This is a genomic window from Methylotuvimicrobium buryatense 5G, from assembly GCF_000341735.1.
GTDB classification, from domain to species: Bacteria; Pseudomonadota; Gammaproteobacteria; order Methylococcales; family Methylomonadaceae; genus Methylotuvimicrobium; species Methylotuvimicrobium buryatense.
In genome coordinates this window covers 4,944,475-4,960,402 of the sequence record NZ_KB455575.1, presented here as the reverse complement: position 1 = coordinate 4,960,402, position 15,928 = coordinate 4,944,475, and the positions used below count along the sequence as shown (strand labels likewise).

11 protein-coding genes are annotated in these 15,928 nt (G+C 48.8%); 7 read left to right on the top strand and 4 right to left on the bottom strand.

Going from position 1 to position 15,928, the window contains the following annotated elements; genetic code table 11:
• Positions 1-109: 109 nt before the first annotated feature.
• On the top strand, positions 110-625 hold the full coding sequence (locus tag METBU_RS0122425) for an adenine phosphoribosyltransferase (protein WP_026130392.1): 516 nt from the start codon (positions 110-112) through the stop codon (positions 623-625).
• Positions 626-1,250: 625 nt separating this feature from the next.
• On the opposite strand, the gene METBU_RS25015 is transcribed toward METBU_RS0122425, so the two are convergent.
• The 3 genes from METBU_RS25015 to hpnH all read right to left on the bottom strand — a co-directional run bounded on the left by METBU_RS25015 (position 1,251) and on the right by hpnH (position 4,415).
• Positions 1,251-2,057, bottom strand: coding sequence for an MlaA family lipoprotein (locus METBU_RS25015; RefSeq protein ID WP_017842753.1), 807 nt, complete (start codon positions 2,055-2,057; stop codon positions 1,251-1,253).
• Positions 2,058-2,072: 15 nt separating this feature from the next.
• A complete protein-coding gene (locus tag METBU_RS0122415) occupies positions 2,073-2,687 on the bottom strand; it encodes an ABC transporter substrate-binding protein (protein WP_026130391.1) in 615 nt (204 codons plus the stop codon).
• Between the two features lie 615 nt (positions 2,688-3,302).
• A complete protein-coding gene (hpnH, locus tag METBU_RS0122410; RefSeq protein WP_026130390.1) occupies positions 3,303-4,415 on the bottom strand; it encodes an adenosyl-hopene transferase HpnH in 1,113 nt (370 codons plus the stop codon).
• A gap of 472 nt (positions 4,416-4,887) precedes the next feature.
• On the opposite strand from hpnH, the gene METBU_RS0122405 reads away from it, so the two are divergent.
• The 6 genes from METBU_RS0122405 (at position 4,888) to METBU_RS0122380 (ending at position 13,484) form a co-directional block, all read left to right on the top strand.
• Positions 4,888-5,988, top strand: a complete 1,101-nt coding sequence (locus METBU_RS0122405; protein ID WP_017842750.1) for a phytoene/squalene synthase family protein — start codon at positions 4,888-4,890, stop codon at positions 5,986-5,988.
• A 10-nt stretch (positions 5,989-5,998) separates the two neighbouring features.
• Positions 5,999-7,957: a squalene--hopene cyclase gene (gene shc / locus METBU_RS0122400; protein ID WP_017842749.1), complete on the top strand. Its 1,959-nt coding sequence runs from the start codon at positions 5,999-6,001 to the stop codon at positions 7,955-7,957.
• Positions 7,954-8,658 (top strand): phosphorylase family protein, encoded by a 705-nt coding sequence (locus tag METBU_RS0122395; RefSeq protein ID WP_017842748.1) that lies wholly within the window; start codon positions 7,954-7,956, stop codon positions 8,656-8,658. Before shc ends, METBU_RS0122395 begins: the two co-directional genes overlap by 4 nt.
• A gap of 19 nt (positions 8,659-8,677) precedes the next feature.
• Positions 8,678-11,293, top strand: coding sequence for an MMPL family transporter (locus tag METBU_RS0122390; protein ID WP_017842747.1), 2,616 nt, complete (start codon positions 8,678-8,680; stop codon positions 11,291-11,293).
• A 16-nt stretch (positions 11,294-11,309) separates the two neighbouring features.
• Positions 11,310-12,701, top strand: coding sequence for an aspartate aminotransferase family protein (locus tag METBU_RS0122385; RefSeq protein WP_017842746.1), 1,392 nt, complete (start codon positions 11,310-11,312; stop codon positions 12,699-12,701).
• A gap of 543 nt (positions 12,702-13,244) precedes the next feature.
• The gene (locus tag METBU_RS0122380) at positions 13,245-13,484 is read left to right on the top strand and encodes a CCDC90 family protein (RefSeq protein WP_017842745.1); all 240 of its coding nucleotides are present in this window, start codon (positions 13,245-13,247) and stop codon (positions 13,482-13,484) included.
• Between the two features lie 774 nt (positions 13,485-14,258).
• Here METBU_RS0122380 and METBU_RS0122375 read toward each other — a convergent pair.
• On the bottom strand, positions 14,259-14,978 hold the full coding sequence (locus tag METBU_RS0122375) for a PEP-CTERM/exosortase system-associated acyltransferase (protein ID WP_017842744.1): 720 nt from the start codon (positions 14,976-14,978) through the stop codon (positions 14,259-14,261).
• Between the last annotated feature and the right edge of the window lie 950 nt (positions 14,979-15,928).

The following is a 15,928-nucleotide window of genomic DNA, read 5'->3' as shown; positions in this document are numbered from 1 at the left end:
AGAGCGTAGGAACGATTAAACTCAATCTTCATGAAGCCTCATGCTCTACTTGGTTTTTCACTATTTCGAATCCCTTTTCCGTCTCGCACACAATGCGTACATTTTAACTATGAACAAATTAAAAGAAAAAATTCGCGACATCCCGGACTTCCCGAAGCCCGGCATTATCTTCAAAGATATTACACCGCTGGTTAAAGATCCGGTTGCAGTAAGACTTGCAGTCCATCATTTACTGCATCCGTTCTTGGAGAAAGACATTACCGCCGTAGCCGGTATGGAGGCACGGGGCTTTATATTCGGAGCATTGGTCGCATGGGAACTGGGATTGCCATTTGTACCGCTTAGAAAGCCGGGCAAATTACCCTATGACGTACAAAGCGTCTCTTATGATTTAGAATACGGATCGGCGACACTGGAAGCGCATAGCGATGCGTTCGAAACCGGGGACCGCGTTTTATTGATAGACGACTTGCTGGCAACGGGCGGAACCGCTAAAGCCAGTTGCGAACTGGTCGAGAAACTGGGCGCAACCGTTGAAGCCTGTGCATTTGTCGTTGAATTGGATTTTCTCAAAGGCCGTGAAAAGCTTGAAGCTTACGAAGTTCATTCGCTGCTTCACTTTTAACGCGATTCTCAGTTTCGACTATGCCCAAAGCAATCCAAAACGATCGGGGCAAACAGGTTAGTTTGAGGCTCTCAACGACTCTTTTTACTGTAAAAGTACCCTCATCCCGCCACCCCCATAGGCGCCAACTTAAGGAAAAACGCGTCATTCCGCCAGGGACTGGCGGAATCCAGGGCCAGGGGATGGCAAGGCTTAGCTTCACATCCATGTAACCTGGATATCGGCAATCCATGCCGATATGACATATAACGCCACAAATACACCAGAATAGACACTAAGCTGGCGCTTATGACCCGCCACCCCTCGTACTTTCATTTGCCGGAGCGATTGCCAGGCCTTCATGAACGTTACTGTGAAAGTTCGTAGATTTGGACACTTTATCTAATTTTTCGATATACAAAACTCTGTTCTGGCAATACCGGTTCCAGAGAGGGTGCGGTTGCTCGATCGACAGGCGTCGGCGGCAGGGGAGCCGCCGTCGAGCCTACATGGACGTATTCACGGCGTCCTGTCGGGCGAGTGACCGCACCCTCCGCCACCAGAGAACTTTCATTTGCCGGGGCGATGGCTAGGCCTTCATGAACGATAGGTTTAATAAAGATAAAAATAGTTGAAAATGACAGCCCTAATTTTTATCAGGCGCTTGATCGGTTAATTTTTCAGCATCATTTTCTTCAAAAAACGCTTCTTCCAATTCCAGCAATTCGTCAATATCGTCATTAGCGTCGGCGTTTACATTACCGTCATTTATCAGATTGTTACGCCACTGAAGATAAGATTCTCGGGTGAATACATAAGGGTCCAATGCCGCCTCATCAATGAACTTCAACGCACCGTCAGCATTAGCTCTAGCATTGACAACTTCCAACACTTGTAATACTTGCACCGGCATTCCAACATAGGTCGCAGGATTCGCCGCGGTATCCAATACCGCCCCGGGAATGCCCCTGGTGGTCGAAGGCCCTAAAAATGGCAGCATTAAATAAGAACCCTGAGGAACTCCCCACACCGCGAAGGTCTGATCAAAATCTTCTTCATGATGCTCCAATCCCATATCGGTTGCGATATCGAGCAAACCACCCAGACCCACCGTAGAATTCACCAAAAAACGCCCGGAATCCTCGGCACTTTGCTGAAACTTACCCTGCAAGACATCGTTGATAACTGTATTAATGGTTTTTAGATTGCCGAAAAAGTTGCTGACTCCAGTCCGAACAACATCCGGCGCTACCGTTTTATAAGCATTGGCGACAGGTTCGGCGACATATTCGTCAACCGTCATATTAAAAGCGTACACCTTACGGTTTATGTCTTCGTAAGGATCTACTTCCGATACCGATAAATCTTGATTCGCCGTCGTCGTGCAACCGCTTAACGCATAAGCCTGAGCACAAAGAAAAACGACAACAATTCGCTTAAGCTTGCTACTCATAATTCGCATAAAAGCCTATTGTTTGGAATAAAGATCGATTTTTTCGCTGATTTTTTCGATCAGTACATCATAGCCGTCCCGTTTCAAGATACTGCCGTACTCCGAACGCCTTAAAGCCAAATCGCTGACACCGTTGGCAATGATGTTGATTATTTTCCAGCTATTGCCTTTTTTCTTCAACATATAATCGAATTTAACATCCTTATCATCGGGTATGACCAAATAAGTATGCACGATGACACCGCCTCTTCCGGTCTCTTCCTCCGATTCGAATTTAAACGATTCGCCGGAGTATTCCTTGAAATTGTGCGCGTATGACGCAACACTGAATCGACTAAACACTTCGACAAATTTATCTTGTTGATCCGACGACATATTCTCCCATTCGCGTCCGACAACAACCCTGGCAATCATGTTTAAATCGTGGCTTTCAATTACCGGTTTTTCAAGCTTATCGAAACGGCCTTTATAACCTAGCTCCTTACCGTTTTTCATAACATCTAATAACTCGTCTTGAAAATTTTCAACGACCTCCCGGGCACTGAGAATATCCTCGGCATAGACTTCGGTTAAGCCCAGCAAAAGAAGCAAAAAAAGAACCGATATTTTATTGATTAGACTCTGATACATAAAAACTCCGAAAACATTGATTTCCGGCATGCTTTGCCGGCCGTAAAGAAGACATACCCTTTCGCTAGACTGTCGAAAAAAGCCGCTTTTAGCTAATTGCCGTGTACCCGCTTTTTAAACTCAAAATATTTTTGAAAAGGCGCACGATGCGCACCCTACGGCGCTCAAGCTTTCTTGGAATTTGTGTATTTATACACATCCCGCTATCGTTCCCACGCTCCAGCGTGGGAATGCAGCCCGAGACGCTGGAGCGGTACTCAAGCATTCCCACGCAGAGCGCTCATCGTTATACACAAGTCCCGCCATACCAGCCGGTAAGCGGATAACCAGCACGTAGCCCGTATGTAGCGTAACGAAATACGGGAATGGCGTGGCTCCGAGGTTCCCGGATGAAGCGCAACGTAATCCGGGGTACGCTTGGCAGGACGAGGTTTGCAACCTCGTCCGAAACGTTTTGATCCTGCCGAAGCCCATTGAAACGTTGGGGACGGGTTAAATAACCCGTCCCGCAGATGGCTAAAGCGATTTATTGGCCTTGCCATTCCTGGCACTGAATACCCGCTTCCCGGCGGGTATAACGGCGAAATGCCGGCATGAACACCCTTCGAACCTGCTTTAGGAATCCATCGCCTCGACGGTAATAGGAATGCCCGCGAGACCGGAAGACGGCTTTTCATTTGCATAAACAGGAACCGGCTCGGGAACCATGTCGCCTTCGGTTTTAGGCCCTCTGATCGCTGTCAATAGACCTTTAATCGGGTTTTTCATCATATCTTCTACGGCCGTTGCCTCGTAGCCGCAATGCGCCATGCAACTCGCGCATTTCGGATTTTTCGAAGTACCGTATTTTTCCCAAGGCGTTTCATCGAGCAATTGCTGGAAAGTTTCGGCATAACCTTCATCGGACAACAAATAGCAAGGCTTTTGCCAACCGAATACATTGCGGGTCGGATTGCCCCATGGCGTACAATTATAGCTTTGATTACCGGCCAAAAAGTCCAAATAGAGCGACGAATGATTCAATTTCCATTTACGATTCTTGCCGATCTTGAAAATACCCCGGAATAATTCCTTGACATCGCGTCCTTTGATGAAGATATCTTGTTGCGGCGCGCGTTCGTAACTAAATCCCGGCGCTATCGTAATGCCTTCGACGCCCAATTCCATCGCATAATCCAAAAACTCGGCCACTTCTTTCGCTTGCTCTCCTTGAAACAGCGTGCAATTGATCGTGACCCTAAAACCTTTATCGAGCGCTAACTTGATCGCTTCAACCGCTCTATCGAACACGCCGTCTTGACAAACCGATGCATCGTGTCTTTCTTTATTACCATCTAAATGAATGGAAAAAGTCAAATAAGGCGACGGTTTATAGTCATCGATCTTCTTTTTCAATAAGAGTGCATTCGTGCATAAATAGACGAATTTCTTTCTTGCGACGATGCCTTCGACAATTGCCGGCATATCTTTATGAATTAACGGTTCGCCACCGGGAATCGAAACCATTGGCGCATCACATTCGTCGACCGCTTGCAAACATTCCTCGACCGATAAACGCTTATCTAAAATATCATCCGGATAGTCGATCTTTCCGCATCCCGCGCAAGCCAGATTGCATCGAAACAAGGGCTCGAGCATTAAAACCAAAGGATATTTTTTAGCCCCTTTCAGTTTTTGCTTAATAAGATAACTACCAACTGCTAACTGCTGACGTAATGGCACACCCACGGGCATATCCTCCATAGTGACTGAATACAAGTAAGGCCGATCATAATCGAGCCTCATAAAACAGAAAAACGATCTGTTGCATACTTGCAACAGACCAAAAATACCATGCATCCTTCCGTGAAAACGACTGTCGGCGAATCAAAAAAACCCACCTGAAATATAAGTCCTTATAGATTACAATCATTTATAGATTTGCAAGTAGAATACTATCTTTTCGGTATTGACTCCAGTTTTAGCACAATTTTATCGCATTAAGAGCTAAACAGGGGTACATTGCGACCTATTTGCAAAAATGCAACACAAACTTTTAAATAATTGATTTTTATTCTATATAACAGAGCTGGAGCATAGGATTTTACTCATATTGGCTAGAAAACAACATTGCTTTGCAAAATACCAACAAACAGTCTATCATTGCCGTTAACTCAAGTCTGTTTCCAAAACTATCAAGACGAAATCTTAGAAAATAATCATGAGCGCATTACAACCGACACTGGACAAACCGGAGTCATTAACCGGCCTATCCGACGATGAATTTCAAGCACTGCTGCTTGAAGGCGTCTCCAGGACGTTTGCGCTGACTATTCCGCAGCTACCGGAAAATCTCTATCGCCCGGTAGCCAATGCCTATCTACTGTGCCGAATTGTCGACACCGTTGAAGACGAAGTTTCCCTAAGCCCCGACCAAAAAAAAATCTTCTGCGAACGTTTCATCGAAACTGTCAAGACCGGCCATGGCGCGAGTGATTTTGCCGCCGACCTAGCCCCCTTATTGTCGGAGCAAACCATTCCGGCCGAACATACGCTGATCGGCCTGACGCCACGCGTCATTCAAATCACGCATTCGTTCGATCCGCAACAAATTGAAGCGCTGGCGACTTGCGTCGAAACAATGGCACAAGGCATGCCGATCTTTCAGGCGCAAAACCTAAGCAACGGACTGCCGACCATGGCCGACATGGATAAATACTGCTATTACGTAGCCGGCTGTGTCGGCGAAATGCTCGCCAAACTGTTTTGCCATTACTCGCCCGAAATAGCGACTCATAGAGAGCGCCTACTCGAACTCTCGGTATCGTTCGGACAAGGCTTGCAAATGACCAACATCCTCAAGGATATATGGGACGACGCCGGCCGAGATGTTTGTTGGCTGCCCCAAGACATTTTCGACGAGACCGGTTTCGACTTATCCACGTTGACGCCGGAAACTGACGACGAGAACTTCCGAAAAGGCCTTGAACACCTAATCAGCATCGCGCACGGCCACCTAAGTAACGCACTCGCTTATACGCAGCTGATTCCGTCGCACGAAACCGGAATTAGAAACTTCTGCCTATGGGCGCTTGGCATGGCGGTCCTGACCTTGCGAAAAATCAAGCAAAACTTGGATTTCAAGCAATCCAACCAAGTCAAGATCACTCGAAACAGTGTCAAGGCAACCATCTTAACGACTCGTCTTACCGGGCGCAGCAACCTGCTGCTGTCCTTATTGTTTAATCTGACCAGCCGCGGGCTCGAATCGCCCGATTGGACTTACCACCCACAATCCCTGAAAGCTAAGTCAGCACTATAAAGGAAGCATTATGTTCACCGACGCCACTACAGAGATCAACACGCGCGACTTGCCCAGTTCCGCCACGGCCATCGTCGCCAAACCGAACGATTTAAGCAAAGCCATCGGCAAGGCGCAGGATTACCTGCTAAAGCTGCAGCAACCAGACGGCCATTGGATTTTCGAATTGGAAGCCGATTGCACGATTCCGTCCGAATACATCATGATGATGCACTATTTGGGCGAAATCGACGAAGTACTGCAAGCCAAGATTGCCAATTACCTAAGATCGCGCCAATCCGAGGATGGCAGCTACCCGCTATTTACCGGCGGCCCAGGCGATATCAGCGGCAGCGTCAAAGTTTATTATGCACTGAAAATGGCCGGCGATTCGATCGATGCGCCGCACATGCAAAAACTCAGAAATTACATTCTGAGTCAAGGCGGCGCGGCCAGAGCCAATGTCTTCACGCGCATCGCACTAGCGATATTCGAACAACTGCCTTGGCGCGGAGTGCCTTATATTCCAGTCGAAATCATGCTGCTTCCGAAATGGTTTCCGTTCCATTTGGATAAGGTTTCCTATTGGTCTAGAACTGTCATGGTGCCGTTGTTCGTTCTGTGCTCAGAAAAAGCGACCGCGAAAAACCCGAATAAAGTCGACATTCTAGAACTGTTCGTCGTTCATCCGGATAAGGAAAAACACTATTTTCCGGAACGGACCGCGCTGAACAAGTTTTTCTTGATGCTGGACAAGCTCGGCCGCGTGACGCGTCCGCTGATTCCTCAAAGCATGCACCAAAAAGCGCTCGACAGAGCCCAAGATTGGTTTATCGAACGCCTGAACGGGGAAGACGGCTTGGGCGGAATTTTCCCGGCCATGGTCAATGCTTACGAAGCGATGCTGCTGCTCGGCATGCCGAAAGATCATGAACTGGTCGTTACGGCTCGCAAAGCGATCGACAAATTGCTGGTCATCAACGAACACGACGCCTATTGCCAACCGTGCCTGTCGCCCGTCTGGGATACCGGCCTAACAGCCCTAGCTTTGCAAGAAGTCGACAAAAACGGCAATCGCGACGCGTTGATTCGCGCCTATGATTGGCTAAAATCCAAGCAATTGATAGACGAACCGGGCGACTGGCAAGTAACCAAACCCGAATTGAAAGGCGGAGGCTGGGCGTTTCAATATGCCAATCCACACTATCCCGATGTCGACGACACCGGACTGGTTGCGTTCGCCATGGCCGATTCTAATCTGCCCGAGTTGGACGAATCGATACACCGGGCTACACGCTGGATCGTCGGCATGCAATCGGAAAACGGCGGCTACGGCGCATTCGATGTCGACAACACTTATTATTACTTGAACGAAATTCCGTTCGCGGACCACGGCGCATTACTCGACCCGCCCACGGTCGACGTCAGCGCGCGTTGCGCGATGCTGATGGCACGCGTTGCAAAAGGTCACGACGAATACCGCCCGGCACTGCAACGCACAATCGACTATATTCGTAGCGAACAAGAAGCGGACGGCTCTTGGTTCGGACGCTGGGGAACCAACTATATCTACGGCACCTGGTCGGTATTATTGGGCCTAGAACAAACCGATGTTCCTAAAACCGACCCGATGTATGTCAACGCGGCAAGATGGCTGAAAAGCGTGCAACGCGAAGATGGCGGCTGGGGCGAGGACAACTTCAGTTATCATGACGAACAAAACTTTCGCGGAAAATATCGCTTCAGCACTGCGTTTCAAACCGCCTGGGCCATTATCGGCTTGATTGCGGCCGGCGAAGCGCATAGCCCGGAAGTCAAAGCCGGCGTCGAATTTCTAATGAAAACCCAGTTGACCGACGGTAGCTGGAACGACAAATGCTTTACCGCTCCCGGTTTTCCAAGAGTGTTTTATTTGAAATACCACGGCTACGATAAATTCTTCCCGTTGTGGGCCTTAGCTAAATACCGTAACGCGATCAATAACTCGTGATCACGGGGATTATTGCCGCCCTACCGGAAGAACTAAGCACCCTGACTTCGGCCAAACCGAAGAAAGGGTGCTGTCACGTCATCGCCGAAAATATCCTTATCATTCAATCCGGCGCCGGCCCGAAAAATGCCAAGCAAGCCGCTGAACAACTGCTCGATCAAGGTGCCGAACGCCTGATAAGCTGGGGTTGTGCCGCCGCGCTCGCACCTGGCTTGCGCCCAGGCAACCTAACCCTACCCGAACAACTCATTAGCGATGACCTGGAAAGCATCGACATCCGCTCGCCATGGCTTGCTGAAATGCAAACGCTATTAAACCCGCTTAATCCTGTCGCGCATATCAGCCTAGCGTCCAGCAAAACGCTTGTCGTCACAAGCATGGATAAACAAGAGATCCATCGAAAAACCGGTGCCGCGGCCCTGGACATGGAAAGCGTTGCCATCGCCAAAATCGCCAAGGCTCGCCGAATCGATTTTCTAGCAATTCGATCGATCGCAGACCCCGCCGACATGAGCCTACCTAAAGCCGTCGCGCACGCCTTGGACCAGGACGGCGAGGTCAATATCGCCAAACTGCTTAACCATCTAATCAAACATCCCTTAGAATTACCAAGCCTGATACAATTAGGCCGGCACTTTCATGCATCGCAAAAAACATTGAAACAGGCCGCATCGATTTGGCTGCCATCAATCGTTAACTAAAAATCCGCGCACCGCCGGCATGACTCAGCATCACGACACCCTTATTCACAGATTATTACTATGGTGGGACCGCCAAGTCGTGCGTTTTCCGTGGACTTTGCTAATTCTGACCGCGACTCTGTGCGGTCTTAGCCTGCATTACACGATCAACAACCTCGGATTCAATACCGATACGACGCAAATGTTGTCGCCGGACTTACCCTTTCAGGTCAATCGCTTTCGCCTGAACGACGCCTTTCCCGAAGACGCCGCCGCGATCATGTTGGTGGTCGACGGAGAAACCCCGGAACAAATCTCCCAAGCCGCCGCCGAACTCGCACAGCGTCTAAGCCGCGACAAGGAACACTTCGAGTCGGCAATAATACCGACCGATAATGCATTTTTTAAACAACAAGCCTTATTATTCCTAAGCCTTGACGAGTTAGACGATCTGTCGAAAAAACTCACCGATGCCCAACCGTTCATCGGCTATCTCGCGCAACATTACAATCTGGAAGGCTTATTCGAAATCATTCGCCAAGCGCTCGCGGAAAAAGACAAGTCCTTGCCGATGAATCTTACCCCGCTGCTGTCCGCGATTGACGACACAATCGACCGTCGACTCAATCGGAACCCTCGTTTTTTATCCTGGCAAAACCTACTGGCCGACCACCGACTCAACACCGAGTCTAAACGCTCGATCGTCATTGCCAAACCTAAACTGATTTTTACCGACATCATGCCCGCGGATTTTGCACTTTCGGTTGCCCGAGCCGTGAGTCAATCGATCATGCAGGAAAACCCTGCAGTCCGCATCAGAATTACAGGCGAAACCGCTCTACAACACGAAGAACTCGAAACAGTCAGTGAAGGCGCGATTATTTCGGGCATCTTGTCGCTACTTCTTGTTTGCGCCTCGCTATGGTTGAGCTTCCGCTCAGTCAAACTACTCTTGACGACATTGATCGCACTGATCATGGGCCTGATTCTGACCGCCGGTTTCGCCACACTCGCGGTCGGACACTTGAATATTATATCGGTCGCCTTTGCCGTGTTGTATATCGGACTCGGCGTCGACTATGCCACGCATTTGTGCCTACGCTACCGTGAATGCCGTGCAGCCGGCATGAACAATGAAGGCGCGATTACCGAAAGCATCAACAGCATCGGTTTCTCCTTGTTTTTATGCGCATTGACCACCGCCATCGGCTTTCTCGGATTCATTCCGACCGACTACTCCGGCGTATCTGAATTAGGCATTATTTCCAGTGCCGGCATGTTCATCGGCCTGGGGCTTTCATTATCGATCGTCCCCGCATTATTAAAAGTCATGCCGCTGGGCAAAACCGCCCCGTTTAGATCCTCGCAACTATCATCGGCCATCGCCCATTTTCCGTTTCGTCATGCCAAAGCGATCAGAGTCGCCAGCATACTGCTTGCCATTGCCTCGGCCGCGATACTCACGCAATTGGAGTTCGATTCCAGCACATTCAACTTACGCGACCCCAGCCGCGAATCGGCCTCGACATTCAAGGAACTCTTGTCGTCACGCAACGAATCGCCTTATTCGCTGACCGGTCTTGCAGACAGTCTAGAGGAAGCCGACCGGCGCGCGGAAGCATTACGGGCCCTGCCATCGACTCATGAAGCACTCACCCTTTCAAGCTTTGTCGCCGGCGATCAAGAGGACAAACTCTATCGAATCGAAGAGCTGGACATGATTCTCGGCGCCCAACTCAAACAATTCGGTAAACCGTTGCTTGCCAACGATCAGCGCGATGCCGCGATTCGTTTCGCCGTTACATTACAAAAAGCCATTGACGAAGCAACGACCGCTGTCCCGATTCCGGTACTTGAAACCTTACTCGCACGAATCGACAGCTATATCGAATTTGCCGACCGGCAACCCGAACCGGATGCCGAATACAGCCAATTGGAACAAAACATATTGGGCCTGCTGCCTTATACGATGCAGCGCTTGAGCATCAGTTTGACCGCCCAAGCTTACGACCTGGAAGACCTGCCGCCTTACATAACCGACCATTGGCAAAGTAAAACCGGCCTTTATAAAATCATGGTCACGCCGGAGCAAAACCTGAACATCGTCAGTCACCGGGAAGCCTTCGTCACTGACGTACAAAGCATCGATGCAAGCGTCTCAGGCCTGCCGATTATTGATAAAGCCTCCGGCGACGCGATCATCCTGTCATTTGTCGAAGCCTTCGCTTGCGCATTCGCGGCGATCGTCGTGCTCATGCTGATAATTACGAAAAACATCCGCGATACGCTATTGATGATCGGATCGTTACTGCTTGCGACCTTATTGACCGGAGCGACCAATGTCTTGCTCAACAATCCGTTTAATTTCGCCAACATCATCGCCCTGCCGCTACTGATGGGCATGGGCGTCGACAGCGGCATTCATGTCGTGCACCGACTGAACAGTCACTGGTCGAACGGCGTCGATCTGCTGCAAAGCAGCACCGCGCGAGGCGTCCTATTCAGTTCTTTAACAACCTTATGCAGTTTTTCCAGTCTTGCCTTCACGCCTCATCCAGGCACATCCAGCATGGGCTTGTTACTGGCGATCGGCATATCTTTCACCATCATTTGCACGTTAATCGTGCTGCCTGCATTTAGCCGGCACAAAATATAAATTTAGAGGTCTTTTTATGTCTTTCAGCATAGCCGAGCTATTAGCGCAACACAGTGAAGATAAATTTGAGTTGCATGAAAAACATTTGAATAATCAAATGGTTCGCGTTTTAAAAACAATCGGATACGACCGCAATTACAAACGCGCGGTTGGCCAATATCTCTACGACGAACAAGGCAACGAATATCTCGACCTGTTGAGCGGCTTCGGCGTATTCGCGATCGGCCGCAACCACCCGACCGTAATCAGCGCGTTACAAGAAACTTTGACGCTCGAATTGCCCAACCTGGTACAACTCGACGTCTCAATATTGAGCGGCTTACTGGCCAAAGAAATCTTGACGACGACGCCGGAAAATCTCGAAAAAATGTTTTTTTGCAACTCGGGCACCGAGGCGGTCGAGGCCGCGATCAAATTCGCGCGCTACACCACCAAACGCTCGAAAATCGTCTATTGCGAGCACGGTTATCACGGCTTAACCATGGGCGCGCTCTCGCTGAACGGCGAAAAAATCTTCCGAGAAGGCTTCGGCCCGCTCCTGCCCGAATGCATTGCGATACCGTTCAACGACTTAGCGGCACTCGAACAAGCCCTAAGCAACAAAGACGTTGCCGCCTTCATCGTCGAACCGATACAAGGCAAGGGCGTCAACCTGCCCGACGACAACTACCTTGTCGAAGTCGAACGCCTCTGTAAAAAATATGGAACGCTGTTCGTCGCCGACGAAATCCAAACCGGTATCGGTCGCACCGGTAAATTCTGGGCGATCGATCATTACGGCGCCAAGCCCGATATGATCCTGATGTCCAAAGCCCTATCCGGCGGTTTCGTCCCGGTCGGCGCGGTCGCGATGACGCAGCACATCATGGACACGGTATTCAATCGCATGGACCGCGCAGTCGTGCATGGGTCGACTTTTTCCAAAAACAACATGGCGATGGCCGCAGGGCTGGCCGGTCTTGAAGTCATCAAATCGGAAAATTTGGTTGAACAAAGCGCGACAGTCGGCAACGACATCATCGCCAGCCTGAACGCCTTGTCGACAAAATACGAATTCTTGAAAGAAGCGCGCGGCAAAGGCTCGATGATCGCGATCGAATTCCACGCCCCGAAAAGCCTGACTTTGAAAGCCGCCTGGGCAATGCTGGAAGCCGCCAACAAAGGGCTGTTCTGTCAAATGATCACAATACCGCTATTCAAGGACCACCGGATTCTGACGCAAGTCGCCGGACACGGCATGAACGTCGTCAAACTGCTGCCGCCGCTAACCTTAACGCAAAAAGACCGCGATCACATCATCAACGCCTTCGACCAAACCATCGCCGCTACGCATCAAGTACCGGGCACGATTTGGGACTTGGGTAAAAACTTGGCGAGTCATGCGTTGAAGGGCAAAGCTGGGAAATAATTCGTAGTATATTTTCGGAGCCCGCGCAGGGCTAAAGATATGACCTCCCCCTTTGACAAAGGGGGATTTTCTATTTTCGCTCGTTCCCAAGCTCCCGCTCACTGCCATTAAGTTAAGCCGTTCGTGGTGAGCCTGTCGAACCATGGACGGCTTAACTTATCGACCCAGGATTTTTCCATTCACCCTTCGACAGGCTCAGGGCGAACGGAAAAATCCTTAACTTAATGGCAGTGAAGCTCCCGCTCCCATCGTTATACACATCTTTATGTGAACCACGTCATTCCGGCATGGAGTGCCGGAATCCTGGCTACAGGGATGCACGGTATTGGCCGTGCCATCCCTGGCACTGAATACCCCCTTCCCGGCGGGCATGATGGGACTTGTGCATATCGATGAGAGCGGGAGCTTGGGGAACAGCGATAAATTATGATAATTTACCATTAAAGCTAAAGTCTACCTGACCTGTTTTCCAAATTTAAGCTGAGGAAACAGATTAAAATTCTCATATTTGAACCCCTATCATGAAAATAGGAAATAGTAATCATGCCAACGATCACATTTGACACTCACGAATTCATTAAGCGGCTGAAATCCGTAGGTTTTTCTGAAGAGCAAGCAGAGGTATTTGCTGCGGAACATCGCCGTATTATTGAGGACACCTTAGTTACTAAAGAACACCTGGATATGCGTTTACGCGAAATGGAATACCGACTCATTATCAAATTGGGCGGCATGATGATGGCCGCAGTTGCCGTTGTTGCAACATTGGTGAAGATTTTATAGATTTTACTCTTTCCCAAGCTATTGAGACTGTGAAAGTATTCAATATTATAAAATAACCATGAAGAGCATGAAGAATTAGACTGTTGATTTTATAGGATTTTTCTTCATTGTCTACATTTGCTCGTTCCCAAGCTCCAGCTTGGGAACGCAGGCGCCGGAAGCTCTGCTTCCCGAGACTAGACAAGTCAGTTGAAACTGACGCAGTTGCACCGCGAAGCTAGAGCTTCGCGCATCGGTTTCCCAAGCTGGAGCTTGGGAAACAGCGAATTCGAACCCCCAAGGTTTTAATCGCGACGAAGGCGTCGCCCCCACAAGGAGTCGGATGCCCTGTGGGAGCGATCCCCTGATTGCGATTTCGAAGCCGAGAGTGTTAAGTGACAATCAATGGAATCGAGGCCTCATTGGCTAAGATTGCAAAAGGATAATTTATGACTTATGCATAACAATGAGAGTCGGCGCTTGGGTAACAGCGAACGCTGCTTGTTTCAGGAGGCGGCAGGTCGGATTAGCGTAGCGTAACTCGACATTCTTCGACCGAAACACTAGCTTCACGAGGCTTGCCAAATCAGTTAAAAATGTACACTTCACGCAAAGAGGAGAATAGATATGCTTCTTTCTCGCTTTGCAGCGCGAAACTCTATCTTCCACATGTAGCAGGTGCTTCAATCCGCCCCAAACGTTTCGATTTCCTTTTGTCCACGGCCGAAGCGTTTAGAATTACGTTGAGATTCTGTAGGTGTCTACATTAGGTACACGCAGCGTAACCTACCCGGCTCAAGCACATTGCTTAAAAACATCATTATACTTTGCCGAGTAGCATTTGTAGTGCAATTGAAACCCTTGATTCCATATTGGATTCTGCAATATCTCAGCCATATGAATTCTATAAGGGAAACGCTCACCATTTAATTCACATGAATCGCCGATTTGATCCATTCTAAAATTTTCTTTAGTGATCAAGCGATATAACATCTTTGTCGTCAAAAAATACCAGTTGTGAATTCGATTTTCAGCGCAATACAAAGATGCGGCACGGAACATGCCCCATATAATACTCCGGTTCAAATGACGTTCATTACACAAGTAATCAACGTCATCATGCACGCTATGTTTTTCAGTCAATCCTGTCGGCGGACCGCCATCATTGGAACGCCGCCTTACTTCTTTAATTACGCACAGTCGTGATACCTCCACCGATCTATGTAAATCCGATTTGATAACTCCATTGCTAAGTCTACAATGCTTTTCCAGCGGTAAGTAACCTAGCTCCGGTAGAATCAATCGCATAGCACCGACAAAGTGACCGGTTAATTTATTCTTCACTATAAAATGAACGGCATGCTTATCCCAATCATCCATTTCCAATTGGCCGCCATTTGATGTTTTTTCAAACCCCATCTCTTCACAATAAACTTGATAACGGATATTGTAATGGATCTGCTTCGACTCATCGTTATCGGCAAGATAAACGTCAAAATAATCATCGAACATCATAAAATACACCTTACTGCGATACCGGGCTTAAAAATATAAATCTTTGAAACCATCTTGAAACTGGTGTGAAGAAATAAATCTTACGCCTAAACGCAAGAAAAAAAGTAATGTAACTATTCACATCCCCTATCGTTCCCACGCCCCAGCATGGGAACGATAATTGCCGGGAAACTGAATAGCTGCAAAGTAATTGCTAAAGTAAAACTAAATTGAACTATTAACAACTTTCAAAATCTACAACTTATACCCATCGTGGATCAAAATTCGGCACCGGGGTGATCGTCAAAGGACGCCATGAATACGTCCATATAGGCTCTATGCCAGCATCCATGCTGGCAAAGCCTTTACCGATCACCCCGGCGCCTCCTTAAGCAGGCGCCGAAATTTGAAGTGCGAAAGGTATAGTATATGAAAGCGTAGACTATTTCGAATGAGACACGCTAAAGTTATTAAAATTAAGCATTAACCATGGATAGAGTCAGCCTAATCGCGCAGATCGTAATTATTCACCTCCTCTATCATTCCCACGCCCCAGCGCTCGTCGTTATACACAAATCGTAGATACCATCTTAGCTAATGTGACGTCGATACCGTTTGTTGTCACCTAACGCTCCCGGTTTCGAAATCGCGATCAGGGGATCGCTCCCACAAAAGGTTACAAGCGCTGTGGGAGCGACGCCTACGTCGCGACTATCGAAGCCGCTACACTCAAACACCAATAGCCTTTCCGGACGACACAGCAGTCTAGCGCCGTAAGGTACGCTATGCGCACCATGGCAACCCCACCAATGCTAAAACTAAGCCCTTATTGTTTGATCTGGGCAGGAATTCGGTGCTTAACGGCATGGAGGTACGCGCAGCGTACCCTACAATTTATCTATAACGATGAGCGCTCCATCGTGGGAATGAAGACCGAGACGCTCTAGCGTCTCGTTCCGCTGGAGCGGTAC

Coding starts and splice junctions, on each gene's coding strand:
- METBU_RS0122375 (WP_017842744.1), bottom strand. CDS start 14,978: ATGATGTTCGATGATTATTTTGACGTTTATCTTGCCGATAACGATGAG.
- METBU_RS0122385 (WP_017842746.1), top strand. CDS start 11,310: ATGTCTTTCAGCATAGCCGAGCTATTAGCGCAACACAGTGAAGATAAA.
- METBU_RS0122425 (WP_026130392.1), top strand. CDS start 110: ATGAACAAATTAAAAGAAAAAATTCGCGACATCCCGGACTTCCCGAAG.
- shc (WP_017842749.1), top strand. CDS start 5,999: ATGTTCACCGACGCCACTACAGAGATCAACACGCGCGACTTGCCCAGT.
- METBU_RS25015 (WP_017842753.1), bottom strand. CDS start 2,057: ATGAGTAGCAAGCTTAAGCGAATTGTTGTCGTTTTTCTTTGTGCTCAG.
- METBU_RS0122415 (WP_026130391.1), bottom strand. CDS start 2,687: ATGTATCAGAGTCTAATCAATAAAATATCGGTTCTTTTTTTGCTTCTT.
- METBU_RS0122405 (WP_017842750.1), top strand. CDS start 4,888: ATGAGCGCATTACAACCGACACTGGACAAACCGGAGTCATTAACCGGC.
- METBU_RS0122380 (WP_017842745.1), top strand. CDS start 13,245: ATGCCAACGATCACATTTGACACTCACGAATTCATTAAGCGGCTGAAA.
- METBU_RS0122390 (WP_017842747.1), top strand. CDS start 8,678: ATGACTCAGCATCACGACACCCTTATTCACAGATTATTACTATGGTGG.